Annotated in this window: 18 protein-coding genes; 4 read left to right on the top strand and 14 right to left on the bottom strand. The window is 71.1% G+C overall.

Going from position 1 to position 24,936, the window contains the following annotated elements:
- Positions 1-16: 16 nt before the first annotated feature.
- From ACLQ2T_RS11770 to ACLQ2T_RS11745, 6 genes are all read right to left on the bottom strand, one after another.
- On the bottom strand, positions 17-1,819 hold the full coding sequence (locus ACLQ2T_RS11770; RefSeq protein WP_425766041.1) for an ABC transporter ATP-binding protein: 1,803 nt from the start codon (positions 1,817-1,819) through the stop codon (positions 17-19).
- 43 nt (positions 1,820-1,862) lie between these two features.
- A complete protein-coding gene (locus ACLQ2T_RS11765; protein WP_425766040.1) occupies positions 1,863-2,708 on the bottom strand; it encodes an FkbM family methyltransferase in 846 nt (281 codons plus the stop codon).
- 34 nt (positions 2,709-2,742) lie between these two features.
- Positions 2,743-3,891, bottom strand: coding sequence for a DegT/DnrJ/EryC1/StrS family aminotransferase (locus ACLQ2T_RS11760; protein ID WP_425766039.1), 1,149 nt, complete (start codon positions 3,889-3,891; stop codon positions 2,743-2,745).
- Positions 3,888-4,520 carry a sugar transferase gene (locus tag ACLQ2T_RS11755; protein WP_425766038.1) on the bottom strand — a complete coding sequence of 211 codons (633 nt, stop codon included), beginning with the start codon at positions 4,518-4,520 and terminating at the stop codon, positions 3,888-3,890. The genes ACLQ2T_RS11760 and ACLQ2T_RS11755 overlap by 4 nt, the downstream gene beginning before the upstream one ends.
- Before the next feature lie 197 nt (positions 4,521-4,717).
- A complete protein-coding gene (locus ACLQ2T_RS11750) occupies positions 4,718-5,134 on the bottom strand; it encodes a hypothetical protein (RefSeq protein WP_425766037.1) in 417 nt (138 codons plus the stop codon).
- Positions 5,135-5,258: 124 nt separating this feature from the next.
- On the bottom strand, positions 5,259-7,712 hold the full coding sequence (locus ACLQ2T_RS11745; protein WP_425766036.1) for a Tex family protein: 2,454 nt from the start codon (positions 7,710-7,712) through the stop codon (positions 5,259-5,261).
- A gap of 59 nt (positions 7,713-7,771) precedes the next feature.
- Between ACLQ2T_RS11745 and ACLQ2T_RS11740 the strand changes: the two genes are divergently transcribed.
- Positions 7,772-9,283, top strand: coding sequence for a deoxyguanosinetriphosphate triphosphohydrolase family protein (locus ACLQ2T_RS11740; RefSeq protein ID WP_425766035.1), 1,512 nt, complete (start codon positions 7,772-7,774; stop codon positions 9,281-9,283).
- A gap of 9 nt (positions 9,284-9,292) precedes the next feature.
- Here the strand turns inward: ACLQ2T_RS11740 and ACLQ2T_RS11735 are convergent, their stop codons facing one another.
- The 7 genes from ACLQ2T_RS11735 to ACLQ2T_RS11705 all read right to left on the bottom strand — a co-directional run bounded on the left by ACLQ2T_RS11735 (position 9,293) and on the right by ACLQ2T_RS11705 (position 17,105).
- The gene (locus ACLQ2T_RS11735) at positions 9,293-9,955 is read right to left on the bottom strand and encodes a NeuD/PglB/VioB family sugar acetyltransferase (protein ID WP_425766034.1); all 663 of its coding nucleotides are present in this window, start codon (positions 9,953-9,955) and stop codon (positions 9,293-9,295) included.
- A gap of 87 nt (positions 9,956-10,042) precedes the next feature.
- Positions 10,043-11,182 (bottom strand): MBL fold metallo-hydrolase, encoded by a 1,140-nt coding sequence (locus ACLQ2T_RS11730; protein WP_425766033.1) that lies wholly within the window; start codon positions 11,180-11,182, stop codon positions 10,043-10,045.
- A 47-nt stretch (positions 11,183-11,229) separates the two neighbouring features.
- The gene (locus tag ACLQ2T_RS11725) at positions 11,230-12,252 is read right to left on the bottom strand and encodes a serine hydrolase (protein WP_425766032.1); all 1,023 of its coding nucleotides are present in this window, start codon (positions 12,250-12,252) and stop codon (positions 11,230-11,232) included.
- A gap of 82 nt (positions 12,253-12,334) precedes the next feature.
- Positions 12,335-13,519, bottom strand: a complete 1,185-nt coding sequence (locus ACLQ2T_RS11720; protein ID WP_425766031.1) for a zinc-dependent alcohol dehydrogenase — start codon at positions 13,517-13,519, stop codon at positions 12,335-12,337.
- Positions 13,520-13,711: 192 nt separating this feature from the next.
- Complete coding sequence (locus ACLQ2T_RS11715; RefSeq protein ID WP_425766030.1) at positions 13,712-14,476, bottom strand: succinate dehydrogenase/fumarate reductase iron-sulfur subunit; 765 nt, start codon at positions 14,474-14,476, stop codon at positions 13,712-13,714.
- Positions 14,473-16,410 (bottom strand): fumarate reductase/succinate dehydrogenase flavoprotein subunit, encoded by a 1,938-nt coding sequence (locus ACLQ2T_RS11710; RefSeq protein ID WP_425766029.1) that lies wholly within the window; start codon positions 16,408-16,410, stop codon positions 14,473-14,475. The genes ACLQ2T_RS11715 and ACLQ2T_RS11710 overlap by 4 nt, the downstream gene beginning before the upstream one ends.
- Positions 16,411-16,412: 2 nt before the next feature.
- On the bottom strand, positions 16,413-17,105 hold the full coding sequence (locus ACLQ2T_RS11705; RefSeq protein ID WP_425766028.1) for a succinate dehydrogenase cytochrome b subunit: 693 nt from the start codon (positions 17,103-17,105) through the stop codon (positions 16,413-16,415).
- Between the two features lie 77 nt (positions 17,106-17,182).
- Between ACLQ2T_RS11705 and ACLQ2T_RS11700 the strand changes: the two genes are divergently transcribed.
- From ACLQ2T_RS11700 to rfbB, 3 genes are all read left to right on the top strand, one after another.
- On the top strand, positions 17,183-18,115 hold the full coding sequence (locus ACLQ2T_RS11700) for a LysR family transcriptional regulator (protein WP_425766027.1): 933 nt from the start codon (positions 17,183-17,185) through the stop codon (positions 18,113-18,115).
- Between the two features lie 63 nt (positions 18,116-18,178).
- Positions 18,179-19,522 carry an FAD-dependent oxidoreductase gene (locus ACLQ2T_RS11695; RefSeq protein ID WP_425766026.1) on the top strand — a complete coding sequence of 448 codons (1,344 nt, stop codon included), beginning with the start codon at positions 18,179-18,181 and terminating at the stop codon, positions 19,520-19,522.
- Positions 19,523-19,760: 238 nt separating this feature from the next.
- Positions 19,761-20,807: a dTDP-glucose 4,6-dehydratase gene (rfbB, locus tag ACLQ2T_RS11690; protein WP_425766025.1), complete on the top strand. Its 1,047-nt coding sequence runs from the start codon at positions 19,761-19,763 to the stop codon at positions 20,805-20,807.
- Between the two features lie 52 nt (positions 20,808-20,859).
- Here rfbB and hrpA read toward each other — a convergent pair whose 3' ends face one another.
- The gene (gene hrpA, locus ACLQ2T_RS11685; RefSeq protein ID WP_425766024.1) at positions 20,860-24,918 is read right to left on the bottom strand and encodes an ATP-dependent RNA helicase HrpA; all 4,059 of its coding nucleotides are present in this window, start codon (positions 24,916-24,918) and stop codon (positions 20,860-20,862) included.
- Positions 24,919-24,936: the final 18 nt, after the last annotated feature.

The following is a 24,936-nucleotide window of genomic DNA, read 5'->3' as shown; positions in this document are numbered from 1 at the left end:
GGTGCTCGCTTCCCACTCAGCCGGTCGCGGGTACTTCGGGCAGTGCGTGCTGGTGCGGCGGCTGCACCGCCGAGCGGGCGCGGACGGTCTCGATGCGTCCGTGCTCCAGGCGTACGCGCAGGTCACAGTGCTCGATGGTGCTGAGCCGGTGGGCGATCATGATGATGGTGACCGCACCGTGGAGCCGTTCGATGGTGGAGACGATCTGGCTCTCGGTGCCGCTGTCGAGGGCGGCGGTCGCCTCGTCGAGCACCAGCACCCGCGGGTGGTGATACAGCGCGCGGGCGATGCCGATGCGCTGGCGCTGCCCACCCGACATGCGCACGCCACGCTCGCCGAGGCGGCTGTCCAGGCCATCGGGCAGCGCCTCGACCAGGTCCTGCAACTGCGCCTGCTCCAGCGCCCGCCAGACCGCCCGGTCGTCGATGTCCGCGTCGTCGAGCCCCAGGGCGACGTTTCGCCGGACGGTGTCGTCCACGACGATCGTCTCTTGCGGCACGTAGCCGATCTGGGCGCGCCAGGACGGCAGGTTCGCGCGCGTGATCTGCGTACCGTCGACGTGGAGAGCACCCTCCGAGGGCGGCAGCAGGCCGGTGAGGACGTCCACGAGAGTCGTCTTCCCCGAACCCGAAGTGCCGACGATGCCCACCGATTCGCCGTACCGGATGGTCAGGTTGATGTCGTGCAGTGCGGGTGTCGCCGCGGACGGATACCGGTAGGCGAGGTCGCGGAACTCGATGTGCCGGCGGAACGGGACGGGCGCCGGCGGTGTCGACCGTGGCTGTTCCGGCGTGCTGGAGTTGGCCAGCAGCAGGTCCCGCTCGATGGTGTCGATGCTGCCGGCGCCCACCCTGATGGTGTTCAGCGCGGTCATCATCCGCTGGACCGAGGGAAGTAGGCGCATCGAACCGGCGAGGATCACCCCGATCGAGCCGAGCGCCGCCGCCTGACCGCTGGACAGGGCCGCCGCGGCGATCGTGGCGGCCATGACGAGAACGACCGCCTCCAGGTAGTAGCGCGAGAAGTTGGACATGAACAGCAACCCGCGCAGGGTCTGGGCGTGCCGGTGGCGGGAGGTGTCGAAGCGGGCGATCACGTGCGAGCGCCGTTCGAGGATGGTGAGCACCTTGACCGCGCCCAGACCCTCCTGGACGATCCGCTGATCGGCCGCGTTGAGCTGCTCGTCTTCGATGCCGATGCGCCGTGCCTTGCGGCGGACGACGGCCAGGTAGCCGGCCATCGCCAGCCCCAGGGTGGTCATCGAGGTCAGGGCCGGCGCGGGCTCCATGATGACCAGTGCGGCACCGAGCCCGACGATGAGGGCGCCCTCGATGACCACGGCCGCGCCGGGCAGCAGCACCCGGCCCATGAGCGACCGTACGGACTGGGCCACCGTGCGGGTCAGGTCGGCCGAGTGGTGTTCCAGGTGGAAGCCGTAGTCGGCGGAGAGGAACGTGCGGAACAGCCGGGTCGACAGCACCGCCTCGGCCCGGGCCAGTACGCCGGCCTGCCACCACGCCACGATCGAGGCGAACACGCCCCGGGCGATGAGCAGACCGACCGCGAACGCCCCGACGGTGGCGACGAAGCCGGTGGGTGACTGCGCCCCCACGATGTTCTGAGCGAGGCCGATCAGGCTTCTCGGCCCGGCGGTGGTGAGCAGGCTAGGCGTGGTCAGCACCTGCACCACGGCGGCCAACGCTATGAAGCCGACCAGTTCGAGCACCATGACGATCAGCGCGGCCGGCACCGCCAGCGCGTAGCGACGGCGCGAGCGGCGATCGAGCAGCGCCACGGCACGGCGCAGCGTACGCGTCATCCCGCCGCCGCCCCCGCGGCCCGCATCCGTCGCCTGCATTGCGTCACCGGTACTCCGGAAGCACGGCGAAGATGTCCTCCGCCGCCGTCGCGGTGACCTCGGTGTCCTGGAACAGCCCCTGCTCATTCGGGCGGACGAACTCGTAGCCGCACTCGCTGAGCAGGGCGGCGATCGGCATCCGGTCTTCGCCCAGCAGCCGGTGGCTCAGGTGGTTCCACTCCAGTTGCAGCACCCCGATCCGGCGCTGCCGCAGGGCCTCGCGGGCACCGTCGAGCACCAGCCGCTCGGCACCCTCGACATCGATCTTCACGCCTGTCGCGAACCGGTCGCCGAGGATGTTGTCCAGGGTGTCCACCTCGATCGACTCCCCGGCATCCGCCGGATCCAGCAGCAGGTGGTTGGTCGAGTCGCGGCCGACCGTCAACTGGAGCCGCCCCGGCCGGTCGGCCAGCCCGCACTCCAGCACGGTGATCGGGAAGTCGTTGAGGTCCACGTTCTCCCGCAGGCGTCGGGCCGCGTCGCGGCCCGGCTCCACCGCGATGACCTCGGCGCCCGCGTCGGCGGCCCACAGGGCGTACGCGCCGACGTTGCTGCCCACGTCGACGAACAGGTCACCCGGCTTGAGGATCCGCCGCCAGGCCAGCATCTCGTTCCAGTCCGGAGGCGGGGCGTAGACCACCTTCGAGGCCGCACTGCAGTGCAGCTCGGCCCACATCCGGCCGCCCCGCCCGACCCGGGTCAGGGTACGCAGACCCATCCGACCGCGTAGCTGGAAGCGGACCGCACGGGCCACCCCGCTGAGTCGGGCCCCCCGGTTGGCGGGGTGGGTCCACACGTAGTGCAGCACCTTGCCGCTGTTGCGCAGGGTGGATGGGACGGCCCAGTTCATCCGTTCTCCCCAGGGTTCAGCCGGATCAGCGTTCTCATCTGGAGGAGGCCGGGGTCCGGGCGGTCAGGAATCGGTCGATGGCGCCGAGCACCCGGCTGATCTGCCCCTCGGTGAGGGCGCTGCCGCTGGGCAGGGTCAGTCCCTCGGCGCACAGGGTGTCGGCGGCCCCGGTGAGCAGGTTCTCCGCGTCGGCGTACGCCGGTTGTCGGTGCATCGGCTTCCACACCTGGCGGGTCTCGATGTTCCGCTCGGCCAGGTGGGCGCCGAGGTCGGCGGCCTGCCAGCCGGACCGCCGGGGGTGTACCCGGACGGCGGTGAGCCAGCAGTTGGACCCGGAGTCCTCCGCGCCGATCAGCTCCACCCCGGGCACCGGGGCGAACAGCTTCGCGTACCGGTCGCGTAGTCGTCGCCGGCGGTCGATCATCTCGTCCAGCCGGGCCAGTTGGGCTCGGCCCAGGGCGGCCAGCAGGTTGCTGAGCCGGTAGTTGTAGCCGATCTCCCGGTGCTCGTACTGGATCATCGGCTCGCGGGCCTGATGGGCCAGGTGCCGCGCGCGGGCGAGCAGGGCCGTGTCGTCGCCGACGAGCATCCCACCCCCCGAGGTGGTCATGATCTTGTTGCCGTTGAAGGAGAGGGCACCGACCCGGCCGAAGGAACCGGCACCACGACCCAGATGGGTGGCGCCCAGGGCCTCCGCCGCGTCTTCCACCACCGGTACGTCGGCGGCGGCGCAGACCGGCAGCAGGGCGGTGTAGTCGGCGCAGGAGCCGAAGAGGTCCACCGGAATGACCGCCCCGACCCGCTCACCCCGGCTGCGCAGCCGGTGCAGCAGGTCGGCGACCAGCCCGACATCGAGGTTGCCGGTGTGCGGGTCACAGTCGACGAAGACCGGCCGGGCGCCGGTGTAGGAGACGGCGTTGGCGGTGGCGACGAAGGTCAGGGTCGGCACGAGCACCACGTCCCCCGGCCCGACGCCCAGCCCGAGCAGGGCCAGGTGCAGGGCGGCGGTGCCCGAACTGACCGCGACCGCACCGCTGGTGCCGACCCGGGCCGCCACCTCCTGCTCGAAGGCCTCGACATCCGGCCCGAAGGGGGTCACCCAGCCGGATCGCAGCGCCGAGATCAGGTACGACTCCTCCAACGCCCCGACATCCGGTGTGGACAGGTAGATGGGCTCGGTCATCGTCGGCTCCCGAGGAACTCCGGGGCGGTCGCGTGGCCCTCGGCGGAGATCCCCTCCCGGCGCAGGGTGGTACCGATGGTGGCGATCAGGATCGCCAGATCCAGGCGGAAGGTGCGGCGCTCGACATAGTCGACGTCCAGGCCCAGCCGGACCTCCCAGTCGAGGCTGTTGCGACCGCTGACCTGGGCCAGGCCGGTGACACCGGGCCGGACCTCGTGGCGTCGGGCCTGCCGGGGGGAGTACCGGCTCAGATACTGCGGCAGCAGGGGTCGGGGGCCGACCAGGCTCATGTCGCCGCGCACCACGTTCCACAGGGAGGGCAGTTCGTCCAGGCTGGTGGAGCGCAGCCAGCGACCCAGCGGGGTGAGCCGATCGGCGTCGCTGACCCGGTTGCCCCGGGGCTCGTGCATGGAGCGGAACTTGACCAGCTCGAAGGGCTGCTCGTGCAGCCCGATCCGGCACTGCCGGAACAGCACCGGTCGGCCCAACCCGACGGCCACCACCACGGCCACCACCGCCATGAGCGGTGCGGTCAGCAGCAGCAGTACGGCCGCCACGACGACGTCGAATATTCGTTTCGTCCGATCCTCGGATCGGACGGCCCGGCGCGGGTGTGCGGGTGTAGCCACCGAGGATACCGGCACGGTGTTGATCTCCGTCCGTCAAACGGTCATTGCGCTCTAAAGGGTTGTATCAGCTCGATCACTATCTGCGAGGGCAAATGGCGACAGCGAGGCTGATCCCGGGCACAACAACCCGCGAACGGAAGGAAAGGATGCGGTCTGTCGGCGCGTCGGATCGCGCCGGTCGATGTGTCGAGGGCGGCTCAGTGTCCGTCGTCGAGTCGACGTTGCAGCATCGTGCGCAGCGGCAGGGATTCGCCGTCGCGCCCGCCCGCGCCGACGATCAGCGGCGCCGCACTGGGCTGGGGATCGGCGCCGAACAGCCGGGCGCGCAGCGTACGCGGCACGGTCAGCAGATGGAAACGTCCGTCCACATCGATCGCCCGGCTGCGCGCCCGGTCGATGTACCAACCGTGCAGACGCGTCCGGTAGCGGGCCCGCCCGTCGGAGGACCGGGCGACCAGGCGGGTGGTGGGCAGCCCGCGCCGCCGCGCCTCGGCGACGAATTCGCTGACCAGGGTCGCCGCCTCGGCCTGCTCGGCGAGGCGGCGACGCTCGGCGGCGGCCGCATGGGCCAGCACCGCGTGCGCCCGCGCCGTCTGCCAGTCGTCGTCACCCACACCCAGACGGTACGCCCACCGATCCCGACCCGGCACCAGGCGGGTACGCCCGACGTGCGGCGGCCCGGCGGTGAGACACCCTCACCGCCGAGCCGCCGTGCGTCGAGCCCGTCGGGTCGTCGGTTCAGAGCAGGCCGGCGCGGCGCAGCGCGTCGGCCATCGCGCTGTCGGCGGGTGCCGGCGACGCCCCGCCGCGCCCCTGCCGTACCTGACCGCGCCCCTGCCGATCCTGGCCACCACGGCCCTGGCCGCCGCGGCCCTGCGGATTCTGGCCGCCGCGACCCTGGCCCTCCCGGCCCTGACCACCGCGAGCCTGGTCGTCCCGGCCCTGACCACCCCGACCCTGGCCGCCCCGGCCCTGCCGGTCCTGGCCGCCGCGGGTGCCCGGCTCGGCCTCGTCGTCCAAGCGCAGGGTCAGCGAGATGCGCTTGCGTGGTACGTCCACGTCCAGCACCTTGACCCGGACCACGTCGCCGGACTTCACCACCTCGTGCGGGTCCTTGACGAAGGTGCGCGACATCGCCGACACGTGTACCAGGCCGTCCTGATGCACCCCGACATCCACGAACGCGCCGAAGGCGGCGACGTTGGTGACCACACCCTCCAGCACCATGCCGGCGGTCAGGTCACTGATCTTCTCCACCCCCTCGGCGAAGGTCGCCGTCTTGAACTCCGGGCGTGGATCGCGGCCCGGCTTCTCCAACTCGGCGAGGATGTCGGTGACCGTGGGCAGACCGAAGGTGTCGTCCACGAAGTCGGTGGCGCGCAACCCCCGCAGGATGGCGCTGCGGCCGATGATCGAGCGCAGGTCCTGACCGGTGGAGGCGAGGATCCGGCGCACCACCGGGTACGCCTCCGGGTGCACGCTGGAGGAGTCCAGCGGGTCGTCGCCGCCGGGGATGCGCAGGAAGCCGGCGCACTGCTCGAACGCCTTCGGGCCCAGCCGGGACACCTTCTTCAACTCGGCCCGGGTGCGGAAGGGGCCGTTGGCGTCCCGGTGCAGCACGATGTTCTCGGCCAGACCGGCGCCGATGCCGGAGACCCGGGTGAGCAGGGGAGCCGAGGCGGTGTTGACGTCCACCCCGACGGCGTTGACGCAGTCCTCCACGACGGCGTCCAGCGACCGGGAGAGCTTCACCTCGGACAGGTCGTGCTGGTACTGCCCGACCCCGATGGAACGCGGGTCGATCTTCACCAGTTCGGCCAGCGGGTCCTGGAGGCGGCGGGCGATGGAGACCGCACCACGCAGCGACACGTCCAATCCGGGCAGCTCCTGCGAGGCGTACGCGGAGGCGGAGTAGACCGACGCGCCCGCCTCGGAGACCACCAGCTTGGTCAGCTTCAGCTCGGGGTGCCGCTTGATCAGGTCGGCGGCCAGCTTGTCGGTCTCCCGGCTGGCGGTGCCGTTGCCAATGGCGATCAACTCGACCTGGTGCGCGGCGGCCAGGGTGGCCAGGGTGTGCAGGGACGCGTCCCACTGCCGACGCGGCTCGTGCGGGTAGATGGTGTCCGTGGCGACCACCTTGCCGGTGGCGTCCACCACGGCCACCTTCACCCCGGTCCGCAGACCCGGATCCAGCCCCATGGTGGGCCGGGCCCCGGCCGGCGCGGCGAGCAGCAGGTCCCGCAGGTTGGTGGCGAAGACCCGGACGGCCTCCTCCTCGGCCGCCTGCCACAGCCGCATCCGCAGATCCGCCCCGAGGTGGATCAGGATGCGGGTACGCCATGCCCAACGCACCGTGTCGGTCAACCACTTGTCGGCCGGCCGCCCCTGGTCGGTGACCCCGAACCGGCCGGCGATCGCGGCCTCGTACCGGGTCGGGCCGGTGACGACCGCATCGGCGTCCCCGTCGGCCTCCGGGTCCATGGTCAGGTCGAGTACGCCCTCCTTCTCGCCCCGGAACATGGCCAGGATCCGGTGCGAGGGCAGCTTCGGGTACGGCTCGGCGAAGTCGAAGTAGTCGGCGAACTTGGCCCCGACGGTCTCCTGCCCCTCGCGTACCCGGGACACCAGTCGACCCCGCGACCACATCTGCTCCCGCAGGGTGCCGATCAGGTCGGCGTCCTCGGCGAACCGCTCGATCAGGATGGCCCGGGCCCCGTCCAGCGCGGCGGCGGCGTCCGCCACCCCCTTGTCGGCGTCGACGAACCCGGCCGCCACCGTCTTCGGGTCCTGGGTCGGGTCACCGAGCAGGGTGTCCGCCAGGGGCTCCAGCCCGGCCTCCCGGGCGATCTGGGCCCGGGTGCGCCGCTTGGGCTTGTACGGCAGGTAGATGTCCTCCAGCCGGGACTTCGACTCGGCGGCCATGATCTGCGCCTCGAGGGCCTCGTCCAGCTTGCCCTGGCTGCGGATGGACTCCAGCACCGCGGCCCGCCGCTCGTCCAGCTCGCGCAGGTACCGCAGCCGCTCCTCCAGGGTGCGCAGCTGGGTGTCGTCGAGCAGCCCGGTGGCCTCCTTGCGGTACCGCGCGATGAACGGCACGGTGGCGCCGCCGTCGAGCAGGTCGACGGCCGCGCATACCTGGTGCTCGGCGACCCCGAGCTCCCCGGCGATGCGCTGATGAACAGAGAGGGTCACGATGCTCCGCCTTCTGATGTGGGTTCCGCCGTGCATTCTGCCGGGCTACCGTGGCGATCATGGAAGCACCTGTGGAGCCCCGGGCGCGGCGACTGTTCGGCGGCAGTGCCCGGGCCCTCGGCGACCTGGCCACCAGCCCTTTCCGGGCCGACCGGGACCGGATCATCGGCTCGCCGTTCTTCGCCCGGCTCGGCGGGGTCACCCAGGTGGTGAGCCCCGGCGGGTCCGGGCTGCTGGTGCACAACCGGCTGACCCACAGCCTCAAGGTCGCCCAGGTGGCCCGGGCGATAGCCGAACGCCTGACCGCCGACGGCTGGCAGCGTGACCTGGCGGAGAAGTTGGGCGGCTGCGACCCGGACGTGGTCGAGGCCGCCGCCCTCGCCCACGACCTCGGTCACCCACCCTTCGGGCACCTGGGGGAGCGGGTGCTGGACCGGCTGGCCCGGCACCGGCTCGGCCTGACCGACGGCTTCGAGGGCAACGCCCAGTCGTACCGGATCGTCACCTCGACCGAGATCCGGGGGGCGGCGACCACCGGCCTGGACCTGACCGCGGCGGTGCGGGCGGCCATGCTGAAGTACCCCTGGACCCGGCTGGACCACCCCGACCCCCACCCGCGCCTGATGGATCCGCCGCCACGCGGGGCGGCCCCGCTGCCGGAGGACCCGGACAGCGGCTCGGCGAAGTTCGGGGCGTACCGCACCGAGCTGGACGATCTGCGGCAGGCCCGGGCACCCTTCGTCGGGCGGATCGCCGACTGGCAGCAGACCGTCGAGGCCTCGGTGATGGACATCGCCGACGACATCGCGTACGCCATCCACGACGTGGAGGACTTCTACCGGGTGGGGGTGCTCCAGCAGGGGGCGGTGGCCGCCGAACTGATGGCCTGGCAGCGCGAGGGTGGGCACCTGCGGGCCATCACGGACGCGGCGCTGGCCACCTCGGCCCGCCGCCCCGGAGCGGCTATCGAACGGCTGCGCCGCCAACTGCACCGCAAGGACGGCTGGGTAGCCGACGACGCGGCTTTCGCCTCGGCGGTCGAACACGTCCGGGAGGAACTGGTCGAGGGGCTGCTGGCCATGCCGTTCGACGGTTCGATCGAGGCGGAGCAGTATGTGGCCCGGTTCTCCGCCCGGTGGACCACCCGGCTGGTCGACGCGATCACCCTCACCGAGAAGCCGTCGCTGCGCTCCGGGCACGTGCTGCTGGCCCCACCGCAGTGGCACGAGGTGCAGGTGCTCAAGTTCGTCCACCACCGGTTCGTGCTGGCCCGCCCCGACCTGGCCCTGCACCAGCGGGGCCAGGCCCGGCTGCTCGGCACCCTGGTCGAGGCGCTGCTGGAGTGGCTGCTCGATCCGCAGGAGGAGTCCCGCCTGCCCCGACGCCTGCACGACCTGGTCGAGTTGGCCGAGGCGGAACTGCATCCGCGTACCCCGGATCGGATCGGTAAGGCCCGGGGCCGGGCCATCGTGGACTTCGTGGCCCAACTGACCGACGGGCAGGCGGTGGCCATGCTGGACGCCCTCTCCGGCCGCTCCGGTGCCCTGTGGACGGACGCCTTCGTGCTGTGAGGGGGTGACTCAGCGGGCCGGGACCCCCTTGACCACGGTCTCCGGCGGCACCTCGCGGACCACGCAGGCCCCGGCGCCCACGGTCGCGCCGGCCCCCACCCGCAGCCCGGGCAGCACCACCGCCCCCGCGCCGATCAGCGCGGCGGTGTCCAGCCGGCAGTCGCCGGAGACGGCGGCCAGCGGGTGCAGCGAGACATGGTCGCCGACCACGCAGTCGTGCGCGAGGGTGGCGTTCTGGTTGACATGCAGGTGCCGTCCGGCGGTGACGTTCGTGGTGATCCGGGCCCCGGCGAACACCACCAGACCCTCGGCGCAGACCAGATCGGCACCCACGGTGGCGTCGGGATGCACCAGACTGGCCACCGGCAGGCCGAACCCCTCGACCCGGGCGGCCACCGTCCGCCGGATGCGGGGGTCACCCAGGGCCAGGGTGAGATGGGTCTGCGGGGGCAGGTCCGCCAGCGCGGCCAGGGTGCCCAGGTACGGCAGGCCGGTGCCCTCCGCCCGCTTACGGTTGACCTCCGAGGGGGCGTCGTCGACGAACCCCACCGGCCGCCAGATCAGCCGGCCCGCCGCCTCGTTGACCGCGGCCACCAGTTGGGCGATCTCCCGCCCGTGGCCGCCGCAGCCGACGATGACGAGACCGGTACCGTCCTGCCCAGGTACCCGCATGTCCCTCCTTCGACCGCTGACCGATCTGGGAGCAGATTAGCCAGTGTGCCGTCAAAGGTCGGATTCATCCGGCCGACTCGGCGAGTCTCAGGCGACCGCCTGCCACCAACCGTCGACCGCAGGGGGGTCGTCGACCACCACCCGCTCGCCCGGTCGGGGCACCGCCAGTCGGAGGTCGCGGGCCTTGGCCTCGGCCCAGAGCCGGTCCACCGGCTCGGACCAGTCGTGCAGGGCCAGGTTGAAGGTCCCCCAGTGCACCGGTACGAGCAGCCCGCCGCGTAGGTCGAGGTGGGCGGCGGCCGCCTCCTCCGGGAACATGTGGATGCTCGGCCAGGCCCGGTCGTACGCCCCGATCTGGATGAGGGTCACGTCGAAGGGACCGTGCGCCGCCCCGATCTCGGCGTAGCCGGGGAAGTAGCCGGAGTCCCCGGTGTAGTACACCCGGCGCTGTTGCCCGGCCACCACCCAGGAACTCCACAGGGTGCCGTTGCGGCGCAGTCCTCGACCGGAGAAGTGCTGAGCGGCGGCACAGGTGATCTGAAGGTCGGCCAGCCGGTGGGTCTGCCCCCAGTCCAGTTCGACGATCCGGTCGGCCGGCACCCCCCACCGGTCCAGGTGGGCGCCCACTCCCAGCGGCACCAGGAACGGTGCCGACTGCCGGGCCGTCAGTTCCCGCACCGTGGCCATGTCGAGGTGGTCGTAGTGGTCGTGGGAGATCAGGATCGCGTCCAGGCGGGGCAGTTCGTCCAGGCGTACCGGCGGTTCGTGCAGCCGGTGCGGGCCCAGGGCCGCCGAGGGCGAGCACCGCTGACTCCACACCGGGTCCAGCAGTACCCGCCGTCCCTCGATCTCGATCAGGGTGGTGGCGTGGCCGTACCAGACCACGTTGAGTTCCCGGGCGGGGTCGACCGGGGTGAACGGGGCGGCCCGGACCAGTGGCACCGGGGCGCTCGGGCGGCGCTTCTGCTTGCCGAAGAGCAGTTCCCGCAGCAGGTTACGGTCCGGGGCCGGGGCGGTGATCGGGGTACCCGGCCGGTTGTGGAAGACCCCCTCGCGGAACTGCGGCGAGCGGGCCGCCCGGTCCGCCCGGGGGCCGGTGAGCCGACCACCCAGGGCGGCCGGGACCTCCCGGGCCGCCCAGGCCAGGCCGGCCAGCCCGGCCAGGGCCGCGAGCCCGGCCATCGATGCACTGACCCGTCGACCGGTCGACCTCTTCGACGTCCGCATGGATCCCCTTTCGTGACTGGAGTCCACGTTAGTCGCCGTCGGCCGATTCAGCCGCCGTTGCTGGGCCGGTGGGCGGGGGCCCGGTGTCTGGTCCCGCTGCCGCCGAGCCGGTCGGTGGCGTCCAGGAAACGCCGCCCCATCCGGGCCCGGGCCGCCACGGCGGGGTGGGTGGCGCCGTAGTCGTCCGCGTCGGCCTGGCCGTCGGCGAAGAGGGCGTACGTCAGCACGGGTGCACCGGCGGCGTCGAAGATCACCCCGGCCTCGTGTCGGGCGTCGGCGAACCAGCCGGCCTTGGTGGCGATGCGAGCCCGCTCGGCCGAGGACACCTCCCGCCGGATGCCGTCGGTGAACGCCGCCGGCGAGCGCAGCAGCCGCAGCACGACCTCGGTCGAGGCCGGGGTGAGCAGGGTGCCGCCCACCAGGGCCCGGAGCAGGTCGTGGGTCTCCCGGGGGGTGCTGGTGCCGAGGAAGAACCGGTTCGGGTTGGCCACCGGCTGCACCTGGGTGTTCGGGAAGCCCTTGTTCCGCAGGATCTGGTTGAGCTCGGCGGCCGGGCAGACCAGCCCGCAGAGCCGTACCGCGGTGTCGTCGGAGACGGTGAGCAGGTTGGCCAGCACGTGTCCCAGGGTCACCTGGCTGGGGTAGGCCCCGTCCAGGCTGAAGATGCCGTCGCCACCGGGCACGACGATCGCGGCGCTCACCTCGAGCTGCTGGTCCAGGGTGAGCAGACCCCGGTCGACCTTGTCCAGCACGGCGACCGCCACGGCGATCTTGTTGACGCTGTACGCCTCGATCCGGCGGTCCGCCGACTCGGCCACCGCGACCACCGGGTCGGCCCCGGCCGGGTCGGTCAGGCTGACGTACGCCTGCCAGTTCCCCCCGGCCCGGCTGCTCTCCCGGCGGTACGCGGCAGCGATACGCGCCGCCACCCGCCTACGGTCACCGCCGCCACCCGCCTGTCCGGCCCGGCCGGGGTCAGCGGCGGCCGGCACGGCCGCGCCGAACACCGTGCCGGCCGTGGCCACGGTGCCCAGGCCGAGGGCGGTCCTGCGGTTCACTCGGATGGTCAATCGTCTCTCCCGTCGGTGCCCGGTCATGTTCTCGCAGACACCATAGGCCGACGGATCGAAACGTGTGGCACCGTGGATGCGCTCACGGGGCGAGGACGACCTTCACGCAGCCGTCCTCCTTGCGCTGGAACATCTGGTACGCCTGCGGGGCCTGCGTCAGCGGCAGCCGGTGGGTCCCCAGGTCCTCCACCCCCAGGGGGTCCTCGTCGGCGGCGAGCAGCGGGATGATCTCGTCGGTCCACCGCCGGACATGACACTGGCCCATCCGCACCTGGACGCCCCGGTCGAACATCTCCATCAGCGGCAGCGGGTCCACCTCACCGCCGTACACCCCGGAGATGGAGACCGTGCCGCCGCGTCGCACGGCCTTCAGGGCGGCCTTGAGCACGACGAGCCGGTCCACCCCGGCCTTGTCGATCATCTGCCCGGCCAGCTTGTCCGGGAGCAGCCCGGCGGCGGTCTGGGCGATCTTGCCCAGGGGTGCGCCGTGCGCCTCCATGCCGACGGCGTCGATGACCGCGTCCGGCCCTCGCCCGTCCACCAGGTCGATCAGCGTGCCGGGCACGTCGTCTATCTGGCTGATGTCGAGCACCTCGACGCCGTGCCGGCGGGCCATCTCCAGTCGCTCCGGCACCAGGTCGAGGCCGATCACCCGCTCGGCGCCGAGGTGCCGACCGACCCGGGCGCAGAACTGGCCCACCGGGCCGAGGCCGAACACGGCCAGGGTGCCGCCGCGGGGGGTGTCGGCGTACTTCACCGCCTGCCAGGCGGTGGGCAGGATGTCGGAGAGGTAGAGCCAGCGCTCGTCCGGGCCGGTCTCCGGCACCTTGATCGGCCCGAACTCGGCGTGCGGAACCCGCAGGTACTCGGCCTGACCACCGGGCACCGAGCCGTACAGGGAGGTGTAGCCGAACAGGGCGGCGCCCTTGCCCTCCGAGGTGACCTGGGTGGTCTCGCACTGGGCGTACAACTGGCGGGAGCACATCCAGCAGGAGCCGCAGGCGATGTTGAACGGCACCACCACCCGGTCGCCGGGCTTGAGCCGGGTCACCCCCGCGCCGACCTCCTCGACGATGCCCATCGGCTCGTGCCCCAGGATGTCGCCCGGCTTGAGGTACGGCCCGAGGACCTCGTACAGATGCAGGTCGGAGCCGCAGATCGCGGTGGAGGTGATCCGTACGATCGCGTCGGTAGGTTCCTCGATCCGCGGGTCCGGCACCTGATCGACCCGTACGTCCCGCTTCCCCTGCCACGTCAGCGCCCGCATGGCCCACCCCCTGGTCGTCGATGTAGCCCCCCTGCTACCCGACAACACCCCCTCCAACCCCACCCGGTCCCGACCCTCACTGGGTTGATCATGAGGTTAGCGGCAGTAGTCGATCTCTGCGGTGCCGTCAACCTCATGATCAACGCGGCGGGTTGGGGGTGAGGGGGGAGGGGGGAGGGGGTTGGGGTGGGGTTAGGGGTTGGGGGATTCGGTGCGTTTGGTGGTGGTGGCTGCCAGGTAGTCGCGGTTGAGGCGGCCGATGGTGGTCAGCGGGATGCCCTTCGGGCAGACGACGGTGCACTCACCGGCGTTGGTGCAGCCACCGAAGCCGGCCTCGTCGTGGGCGTCGACCATCCCGATGACCCGGGTGAAGCGCTCCGGCTGGCCCTGCGGTAGCAGACCCAGCTGGGTGACCTTGGCGGCGGTGAACAACATGCCGGAGCCGTTCGGGCAGGCCGCCACGCAGGCGCCGCAGCCGATGCAGGCGGCGGACTCGAAGGCGGCGTCGGCGTTGGCCTTGGCCACCGGCACCGAGTGGGCCTCCGGGGCGCTACCGGTGGGCGCGGTGATGTACCCGCCGGCAGCGATGATCTTGTCGAAGGCGTTCCGGTTGACCACCAGGTCCTTGATGACCGGGAAGGCCCGGGCCCGCCACGGCTCGATGTCGATCGTGTCGCCGTCGGAGAACTGCCGCATGTGCAGCTGGCAGGCGGTGGTGCCGCGCTGCGGCCCGTGCGCGTCGCCGTTGATCATGAGGCCGCACATGCCGCAGATGCCCTCACGGCAGTCGTGGTCGAAGGCGACCGGCTCCTCCCCGGCGAGGATGAGCCGCTCGTTGAGCACGTCGAGCATCTCCAGGAACGACATGTCCGGGGAGACGTCCTCGACCTTGTAGGTCACCATCCGACCCTTGTCCTGGGGACCGGACTGGCGCCAGATGCGCAGGGTCAGGTTCACTTGTAGCTCCGCTGCGTGGGGTGGACGTATTCGAACTTCAGGTCTTCCTTGTGCAGCACCGAAGGCTCGCCGGTGGCGCTGAACTCCCAGGCGGCGACGTAGGCGAAGTTGTCGTCGTCGCGCTGCGCCTCGCCGTCGGGGGTCTGGTGCTCGGCCCGGAAGTGGCCGCCGCAGGACTCCTCCCGGTGCAGGGCGTCGATGCACATCAGCTCGGCCAGCTCGAAGAAGTCGGCCACCCGGCCGGCCTTCTCCAGGGACTGGTTGAGCCCGTCGGCGTCACCGACGACCCGTACCCGCTGCCAGAACTGCTCGCGCAGCGCTCGGATCTCGTCGATGGCCTTGCGCAGCCCGGCCTCGGAGCGCTCCATGCCGCAGTGCTCCCACATGATCTGGCCGAGTTCCCGGTGGAAGGAGTCCACCGTGCGGTCGCCGTTGACGGCGAGCAGCCGCTGGAGGCGGTCCTCCACGTCGCGGCGGGCCTCGATCGCGGCCGGGTGGCTGCCGTCGATCTTCTCGAACGGCCCGGCGGCCAGGTAGTTGGCGATCGTGTTGGGCAGTACGAAGTACCCGTCGGCCAGCCCCTGCATCAGGGCGGAGGCGCCCAGCCGGTTGGCGCCGTGGTCGGAGAAGTTCGCCTCGCCGATCACGAACAGGCCGGGGATGGTGGACTGGAGGTCGTAGTCGACCCAGAGGCCACCCATCGTGTAGTGCACGGCCGGGTAGATCCGCATCGGGACCTCGTACGGGTCCTCGCCGGTGATCCGCTCGTACATCTCGAACAGGTTGCCGTACTTGGCCTCGATGGCCTTGCGGCCCAGCCGGTTGATGGCGTCGGCGAAGTCCAGGTAGACGCCGAGCTTGGTCGGGCCCACCCCCCGGCCCTCGTCACAGACGTTCTTCGCGGCCCGGGAGGCGATGTCCCGGGGCACCAGGTTGCCGAAGGAGGGGTAGATCCGCTCCAGGTAGTAGTCCCGCTCGTCCTCGGGGATGTCCCGGGGGGCGCGGTCGTCACCCTTGGCCTTGGGCACCCAGACCCGACCGTCGTTACGCAGCGACTCGCTCATCAGGGTCAGCTTCGACTGGTGGTCGCCGGAGACCGGGATGCAGGTCGGGTGGATCTGGGTGTAGCAGGGGTTGGCGAAGTAGGCGCCCTTGCGGTGCGCCCGCCAGGTGGCCGTGACGTTGCAGCCCTTGGCGTTGGTGGACAGGTAGAACACGTTGCCGTAGCCGCCGGAGGCGAGCACCACCGCGTCGGCGAACTCGCTGGTGATCTCACCGGTGACCAGGTCCCGGACCACGATGCCCCGAGCCTTGCCGTCGACGACGATCAGCTCCAGCATCTCGTGCCGGGAGTTCATCTCCACGTTGCCCAGGCCGATCTGCCGCTCCAGGGCCTGGTACGCCCCGAGCAGCAGCTGCTGGCCCGTCTGACCCCGGGCGTAGAAGGTGCGCTGCACCTGGGCGCCACCGAAGGAGCGGGTGTCGAGCAGGCCGCCGTACTCGCGGGCGAAGGGCACCCCCTGGGCGACGCACTGGTCGATGATGTTGACCGAGACCTCGGCCAGCCGGTGCACGTTCGACTCCCGGGAGCGGAAGTCGCCACCCTTGACGGTGTCGTAGAACAACCGGTGTACGGAGTCACCGTCGTTGCGGTAGTTCTTGGCGGCGTTGATGCCACCCTGGGCGGCGATCGAGTGCGCCCGGCGCGGACTGTCCTGGTAGCAGTAGGACTTGACCTGGTAGCCCTGCTCGCCCAGCGTGGCGGCGGCGGCACCACCGGCCAGGCCGGTGCCGACCACGATCACGGTCATCTTGCGCCGGTTGGCCGGGTTGACCAGCTTGGCCTCGAACCGGCGACGTTCCCAGCGGCTCTCGATCGGGCCGTCGGGAGCCCGGGTGTCGGCGACCGGGTCGCCCTCGATGTACAGATCCATGGTCAGGACACCAATCCGGTGAGTACGGCGAACGGGACCACGAGGTAGCCGACGACCAGCCCGACGGAGAAGACCAGCGCCACCACCCGGGCACGCTGCTCACCGCGCGGGGTCTGCTGGCCCAGGCTGCGCAGCGCGCTGTAGACGCCGTGGCGCAGGTGGAAGCCGAGGGTGACGACCGCCAGGGCGTAGAAGAGCGTGACGTACCAGCGCTCCGGCGCGAAACCGGCGACGACGTTGGCGTACGGCCGGGTCGGGTCGCCGACCGGGTTCAGGGTGCCCGTGGTCAGGTCCAACAGGTGGTAGATCACGAAGAACAGGATGATCACCCCACCCCAGCGCATGGTCCGGGCGGCGTAGCTGCCCCGGACCTTCTTGCGGTGGGCGTAGCGCACCGGGCGGGCGGCGCGGGCGCGCAGGGCCAGCACCGTGGCGGCCCAGATGTGCCCGACGGCCGCGACCACGAGGCCGATGCGCATGAACCAGAGGAACCAGACCCCCGGCAGCACCGGCTTGCCGACATCGCGCAGCCAGTGGGCGTAGCCGTTGAACGAGGAGTCGCCGGAGAAGACCTTGAGGTTGCCCAGCATGTGTGCGATGAGGAAGAACACCAGGAAGATGCCCGTCACCGCCATGACGGCCTTCAGACCGACGTTGGAGCGGATGGGCGACCGAGTTCGCGTCGTGACTACCACGGGCCCGACGCTAGGAGCAGTTCAATCAGTCGTCCAATGCATCGACACCGCAGTCTTGATAGCCATAGGCTATCTAAATGCAGCTCCATCAGCTCAAGTACTTCGTTGCGGTGGCTGAAGTACGACATTTCACCCAGGCGGCCGATGTCGTCGGCATCACCCAACCCTCGTTGAGTAAGCAAATTCACGCCCTGGAAGCCACCCTCGGCGCCCCTCTGTTCGAGCGGGTACGGGGCAACATCACCCTCACCGCGGCCGGCGAGGTGTTGCTGCCCCTGGCCAAGCGGATCCTCGCGGACGTGGAGACCGCCACCCGCGAGGTGCAGGAGCTGGTCGGTCTGCGCCGGGGGCGGGTCCGCCTGGGCGCCACCCCCAGCCTGGCCACCTCGCTGGCCCCACCGGTGCTGCGCCGCTTCCGCGACGTCCACCCCACCGTCGACCTGCGGGTGGAGGAGGGTGGGTCGCAGGACCTGGTCCGGGAGCTGCTCCGGGGCGCGCTGGACCTGGCACTGATCATCATGCCCGCCCAGGGCACCGATCCCGGGCTGCGCGCCGACCCGATCCTGACCGAGAGCCTGGTGGTCGCCTCGGTCGACCCCCTGCCGGCCGCCCACCCCGGGGCCGACCTGCGCATCACCGACCTGCGGGACCAGCCGCTGGTGATGTTCCGCGAGGGCTACGACCTGCGGGACGCCACCCTCCAGGCCTGTCGCAACGCCGGGTTCGAACCGACCCTGTCGGTCGACGGCGGGGAGATGGACGCCGTACTCAGCTTCGTCGAGGCCGGGCTGGGGATCGCCCTGGTCCCCGGCATCGTGGTGGCCCGCCGCCCCGGCATCCGGGTCACCCGACTGGCCCCACCCGGGGTGCGCCGCACCATCGCGGTGGCCCGCCGCCGCGACGTGGTGCCCACCCACGCCGGGCGCGAACTGCGCCGCATCCTGCTCGACTACGTGCAGACCGCCACCACCACCGGCGAACTCCCGCCCGGGGTCGAGCCGTTGACCTGACCCGCTCCGGATCGAGCACGACGGAAGCAGCCCCGGGGGTGGGGGCACGCATAGGCTCCCCGCATGACAGCCTCCGGTCGCGCCGTCGTCATCGGAGCCAGTCTGGGCGGGTTGCTCGCGGCCCGGGCGCTGGTGGACAGCTTCGCCGAGGTGGTCCTGCTGGACCGCGACGTTCCGCCGGCCGAACCGGTGCATCGCCGGGGCGTACCACAGGGCCGGCATGTGCACGTCCTGCTCGCCCGGGGTCGGCAGGCCCTGGAAAGCCTGCTGCCCGAACTCGGCTCCGAGTTGTACCGCCTCGGCGCCACCCCGGTCGACCTGCACGGCCAGGTGCACTGGTACAACGACGGCCACCGGATGCGGTCGGCCCGCTCCGACCTGACCGGCTTCGGCATGAGCCGCCCGCTGCTCGAACAGGCGGTCCGGCAACGGATCCTGGCCCTGCCCGGGGTGCGCCTGGTGCCCGACTGCGAGGTGACCGGCCTGCTGGCGACCGCCGATCGCCGCCGGGTCACCGGGGTACGGCTGGCCTCCCGCGAGGGCCAGGCATCGACCCTGACCGCCGATCTCGTGGTCGACGCCGGTGGCCGGGCCAGCCGCAGCCCGATCTGGCTGGCCGAACTCGGCTACCCGACGGTCGAACAGGAACGCGTCGAGGTGGGGGTCACCTATGTCACCCGCCGATACCGGCGCGAGGACGGCCAGCTGGAGGACAAGCTCGGCGTACTGTCCAACGCGATGCCGGGGCGGGCCCGCTACGGGGTGGTCGCGCCCCAGGAGGGTGGGCGGTTCGCGGTCACCATGGCCGGCATCCTGGGCGAGGCGCCGCCGGTCGACGAGGCCGGATTCATCCGGTACGCGACCTCGCTGGCCGCCCCGCAGGTCGGGGAACTGGTCCGGCAGGCCCAACCGCTGGACGAGCCGGTGCTGATGCGCTTCCCGGCCAGTGTCCGCCGCCGTTACGAACGACTGTCCCGGTTCCCGGACGGCCTGCTGATCTTCGCCGACGCCCTGTGCAGCCTGAACCCGGTCTACGGGCAGGGCATCACCGTCGCCGCCGTACAGGCCCTGCTGCTGCGTCGCCTGCTGGCCCGGGGACGCCACCGCCTGGCCCGGCGGTTCTTCCGGCGGGCGGCCCGGGTGATCGACGGGCCCTGGTCCATCGCCGTCGGCACCGACCTGCGCTTTCCGGGAGTCACCGGGCGGCGTACCTGGAGGGTCCGGCTCGTCAACGCCTACCTGGCCCGGCTACACGTCGCGGCCGCCCACGACGCGGTGCTCGGCGCCGCCTTCCTGCGGGTGGTCAACCTGATCGACCCGCCGGCCCGGCTGCTGGGCCCGGACGTGATGCTCCGGGTACTGCTGGGTATGGGCGGTGCCGTCACCAGACGTTTAATTCGTCCTTAAGCTCCCCGTATCAGCCACCAACGACACTCCCGTCACCTATCGTGAGGTCTTGCACGAGGGCTTGCCCTCTTTGTCGCTTTCGAGACCAAAACCATCTATGGGCGCGCGGCACGACCACAGGGGTGGGTGGATCGCCGTGACCGCCCTGGGACCCACCCCGGCCGCCGCACCCATCGGAGCGCGTCCGGGGCGGCGGGATGGACGATGCGCGGATTCGCGTGGCAGGGAGGCCACATACATGAGGATCCTGGTGACCGGTGGTGCTGGCTTCATCGGGTCGCACTTCACCCGGTGCCTGCTGGAGGGACGCTACCTGGGCTTCGAAGACAGCGCCGTCACCGTGCTGGACAAACTCACGTACGCCAGTGATCGCCGGAACCTGCCCGCCACCCACCCGCGGTTGACCTTCATCCGTGGCGACGTCACCGACGTGTCGATGCTGCGCGAGGTGGTGCCGGGCCACGAGGTGGTGGTGCACTTCGCGGCCGAATCACACGTCGACCGGTCGATCGAGGACCCGGCGCCCTTCTTCGAGAGCAATGTCATGGGCGCCCACCGACTGATGGCCGAGTGCGTCCGCAGCGGGGTGGACCGGGTCGTGCACGTCTCCACCGACGAGGTGTACGGCTCGATCGCGGAGGGTTCCTGGGACGAGCGCTGCCTGCTCGAACCCAACTCCCCGTACGCCGCCTCCAAGGCCGCCAGCGACTACGTGGTGCGCTCCTACTGGCGCACCTACGACCTGGACGTGTCGATCACCAGGTGCGCCAACAACTACGGGCCGTACCAGCACGTCGAGAAGGTCATCCCGCGTTTCGTCACCAGCCTGCTGTCCGGTCGGGAGATCACCCTGCACGGGGACGGCAGCGCGGTACGGGAGTGGTTGCACGTCGACGACCACTGCCGGGCGATCGCCCTGGTGCTGGCCAAGGGACGTGCCGGGGAGGTCTACAACATCGGTGGCGATGTCGAGCTGACCAACCGGGACCTGGCCGAGCGGATCCTGCGACTGGCCGACGCCGACTGGGACCGGGTCCGGCACGTCGCCGACCGGAAGGTGCAGGACCAGCGTTACTCGCTCGACTTCCGCAAGATCTCCGAGGAGTTGGCCTACGAGCCGCGGATCTCCTTCGTCGACGGGCTGGCCGAGGTCTTCCACTGGTACCGGGACAACCGGGAATGGTGGGGCGCCACCTGCCCGGAGCCCCGATCGGCGGTCAGCAACCTGACCCGCACAGTGGTGGATCTACCGGCCGGGCGGGACCTACCGCTGCGGGTCGGCTGAGCCCTCCCGCCGCTGGGCGGCTGAGCCCTCCCGCCGCTGGGGCGGCTGAACCTCAGCGCCCTTCGGCCTCGTCCATGGCCCGGTAGATGCGCTGCTCGGAGATCGGGTACGGGGTGCCCAGGGCCTGCGCGAAGACGCTGACCCGCAACTCCTCGATCATCCAGCGGATCTGCCGCACCGCCACGGAACCACGCCGGGCCGGCGGGAGGGCGGCGAGCATCTCGTCGTACTCCCGCTGCACCACCGCGATCCGGTCCTGCAACTGCTTGTCCCGGGGCGGATTGCCGGGCAGCCGATCCAGCCGCCGCTCGATCGCGGTCAGGTAGCGCAGCAGATCGGGCAGTCGGGCGTAGCCGACCTCGGTGATGAAGCCGGCGTGCACCAGCCCGGTCAGCTGGTTGCGGATGTCGGCCAGGGCGGCCACCACGGCCAGGTTCCTCGTCGCGCCGAGCCGCTGCTGCACCGCGTACGCGGCGGCCAGCACCGCCCGGACCCGATCCATCACCTCCGTCACGGTGTCCACCAGACCGGCGCGGACCTTGTCCCGTAGGGCGGCGAAGCCCTCGGGGTCCCAGACCGGCCCGCCGGCATCGCCGATCAGCTTGTCGATCGCCGCACCGGTGGCGTCCTCGATCAACGCCTGCACCCCGCCGTGCGGATTGCGCGACAGGGCCAGCTTCGCCTCGTTGGACAACCGTCCGGCCAGGAACTTCGCCGGTGACGGCACGGTCAGCCGCAGCAGTCGCCGGGTACCGGCCCAGTGCGCGGCCTCCTGCTCGGCCGGGGAGTCGAAGACCCGTACCCCGACCGTCGTGCCCTCGTCCACCAGCGCCGGGTACGCGGTCACCGCGTACCCCGCCCGGACCTGCTCGATGGTGCGCGGCAGGGTGCCGATCTCCCAGCCGGTCAGCCCGGTGCGGGCCACCTCCGGCGCGGCGGCGGCCACCACCTGGCGTACCTCCGCCTTGAGTTGGCGTTGCAGAGCCGGCAGATCCTTGCCCTCGGCGACCGGCCGGTCGTCCTCGCCGAGCACCCGGAAGGTGACCCGCAGGTGGTTCGGCAGCTTGCTCAGATCCCAGGCCTCGCGGGGCACGGTCACCCCGGTCATCCGGCGCAACTGCCGGGTCAGCGCCTCCAGCAGGGGTTCCTCGCCGGGGGTGATCGCGGCCAGCGCGGCGCGGGCGTAGTCCGGCACCGGCACGAAGTTGCGCCGCACCGGCTTGGGCAGGGAGCGGATCAACGCGATGACCAGTTCCTCCCGCAGACCGGGCACCTGCCAGTCGAAGCTCTCCGCCGGTACCTGGTTGAGCAGCGGCAACGGGATGTCGACGGTCACCCCGTCGGCCGGGGCGCCCGGCTCGAAGGTGTACGTCAACGGCAACTCGACACCCTCGGTGCGCCACTGGTCGGGGAAGTCCGCCTCGTCCACCCCGCCCCGACCGGCGTTGACCAGCAGCTCACGGGTGAAGGTGAGCAGGTCGGGCTGCTCTCGGCGGGTCGTCTTCCACCAGGTGTCGAAGTGCCGTCCGGAGACCACCTCGGCGGGAATCCGCTCCTCGTAGAACTGGAAGATGGTCTCGTCGTCGACCAGGATGTCGCGCCGCCGGGCCCGGCTCTCCAACTCCTCCAGCTCGGTGCGCAGCCGTTCGTTGTCCCGCCAGAACTGGTGGTGGGTGGACCAGTCGCCCTCGACCAGGGCGTGCCGGATGAACAACTCCCGGCTCAGCACCGGATCGATCCGACCGAAGTTGACCTTGCGAGAGGTGACCAGGGGCACCCCGTAGAGGGTCACCTTCTCGTACGCCATCACCGCCGCCTGCTTCTTCTCCCAGTGCGGCTCGCTGTAGCTGCGTTTGACCACGTGCTGGGCCAGCGGTTCGACCCACTCGGGTTCGATCCGCCCGTTCACCCGACCCCACAGCCGGGAGGTCTCCACCAACTCGGCGGCCATCACCCAGCGCGGCGGCTTCTTGAACAGCGCCGAGCCGGGGAACAGCCCGAACTTCGCCCCCCGGGCACCCAGGTACTCGTGTTTCTGGGCGTCCTTGAGACCGACGTGCGACAGCAGGCCGGGCAACAGGGACTGGTGCACCTTCGGAGTGTCGATCTCCTCCGGCAGGTCCGCCCCGGACTGGCGTCGCCCGCCTTCGCGCGGGGCCTCCTCGTCGGCGGCTCGCCGTCCGCGTCCCCGACCCTCCTGCTCGGCGGTACGCAACACCTGGCGCAACTGGCTGACGATGTCCTGCCACTCGCGTACCCGCAGGTAGTTGAGGTACTCGGCCTTGCACATCCGACGGAACGCGCTGGAGGACAGGTCCTTCTGCTGCTGGCGCAGGTACCGCCACAGGTTCAGAAACGCCACGAAGTCCGACTCTTTGTCGGCGAACCGGGCGTGCGCCTGGTCGGCCTGAGCCTGCTTGTCGGCCGGCCGCTCACGCGGATCCTGGATCGACAACGCCGCGGCGATCACCATCACCTCGGTGGCACAGCCGTTGCGCTCCCCTTCCAGCACCATCCGGGCCAGCCGGGGGTCCACCGGAAGCTGGGCCAGCCGCCGACCCAGGGCGGTGAGCCGCCGGGCCGGGTCGGTCTCGGTCGGGTCCAGGGCACCCAACTCGTGCAGCAGGTTGACCCCGTCGGCGATGTTGCGCCGGTCCGGCGGGTCGATGAACGGGAAGGCGGCGATGTCGCCCAGCCCGATCGCGGTCATCTGGAGGATGACCGAGGCCAGGTTGGTACGCAGGATCTCCGGGTCGGTGAACTCGGGCCGCGACTGGAAGTCCTGCTCGTCGTAGAGCCGGATGCAGATGCCGTCCGAGGTACGCCCACAGCGGCCCTTGCGCTGGTTGGCGCTGGCCTGCGAGACCGGCTCGATGGGCAGCCGCTGCACCTTCAGCCGCTGCGAGTAGCGGGAGATCCGGGCGGTACCCGGGTCCACCACGTACTTGATGCCGGGCACGGTCAGCGAGGTCTCCGCGACATTCGTCGCCAGCACCACCCGCCGTCCGCTGTGCGGGGCGAAGACCCGGTGCTGCTCGGCGACGCTCAGCCGGGCGTACAACGGCAGGATCTCGGTGCCGAGCAGCGACCGCTTGTTCTGCACCAGCTTGCCCAGCGCGTCGGCGGTGTCGCGGATCTCCCGTTCCCCGCTGAGGAAGACCAGGATGTCGCCGGGGCCCTCGGCGGCCAACTCCTCGACCGCGTCGCCGATGGCCTGGATCTGGTCGCGGACGTTCTCCTCGTCCGCCTCCTCCTCGTCGGTGTCCGCCACCTCGACCAGCGGCCGGTAGCGCACCTCCACCGGGTACGTCCTCCCGGACACCTCGACCACCGGCGCCGGTACGCCCTCAGGATGCTCCTCGGTCGGCGGACCGGCGAAGTGCCGGGCGAACCGGTCGGTCTCGATCGTCGCCGAGGTGATGATCACCTTGAGGTCGGGTCGGCGGGGGAGCAGTTGCCTGAGATAGCCCAGAATAAAGTCGATGTTGAGGCTGCGCTCGTGCGCCTCGTCGATGATCAGTGTGTCGTACTGGCGCAGCATCCGGTCGGTCTGCAACTCGGCCAGCAGGATGCCGTCGGTCATCAGCTTGACCAGGCTCCGCTCGCTGACCTGGTCGGTGAAGCGCACCTTGTAGCCGACCACGTCACCCAGCTCGGTGCCCAACTCCTCGGCGATCCGATCCGCCACCGTACGCGCGGCCAGCCTGCGGGGCTGGGTGTGCCCGATCAGCCCGCTGATCCCACGCCCCAGCTCCAGGCAGATCTTCGGTAGCTGGGTGGTCTTGCCCGACCCGGTCTCACCGGCCACGATCACCACCTGGTGATCCCGGATGGCAGCGGCGATATCGTCCTTACGCTCGCTGACCGGCAGCGCCGGCGGATAGGTGATCTTCGGCAACGCGGCCCGACGCCGTTCCAGCCGCACCTCCGCCGCAGCCACCTCGGCCGCGATCTCGGCCAGCGCCGACTCCCGCCGCTGCGGGTCGCGCAGCCTGCGCACCCCGTCCAGCCGTCGGCGCAGCTGACGCTGGTCACGGAACATCAACGGGGGAAGGCGACGCTGCAACGCGCGGATCGGGTCGGTCGCGGCAGGTGAGGCTGGATTCTGCATGTCGTGCCCAAGGATATG

The sequence above is a fragment of the Micromonospora sp. DT229 genome (genome assembly GCF_049844505.1).
In the GTDB taxonomy this organism is placed as follows: domain Bacteria; phylum Actinomycetota; class Actinomycetes; order Mycobacteriales; family Micromonosporaceae; genus Micromonospora.
This window is presented reverse-complemented; position numbering and strand designations above follow the sequence as displayed.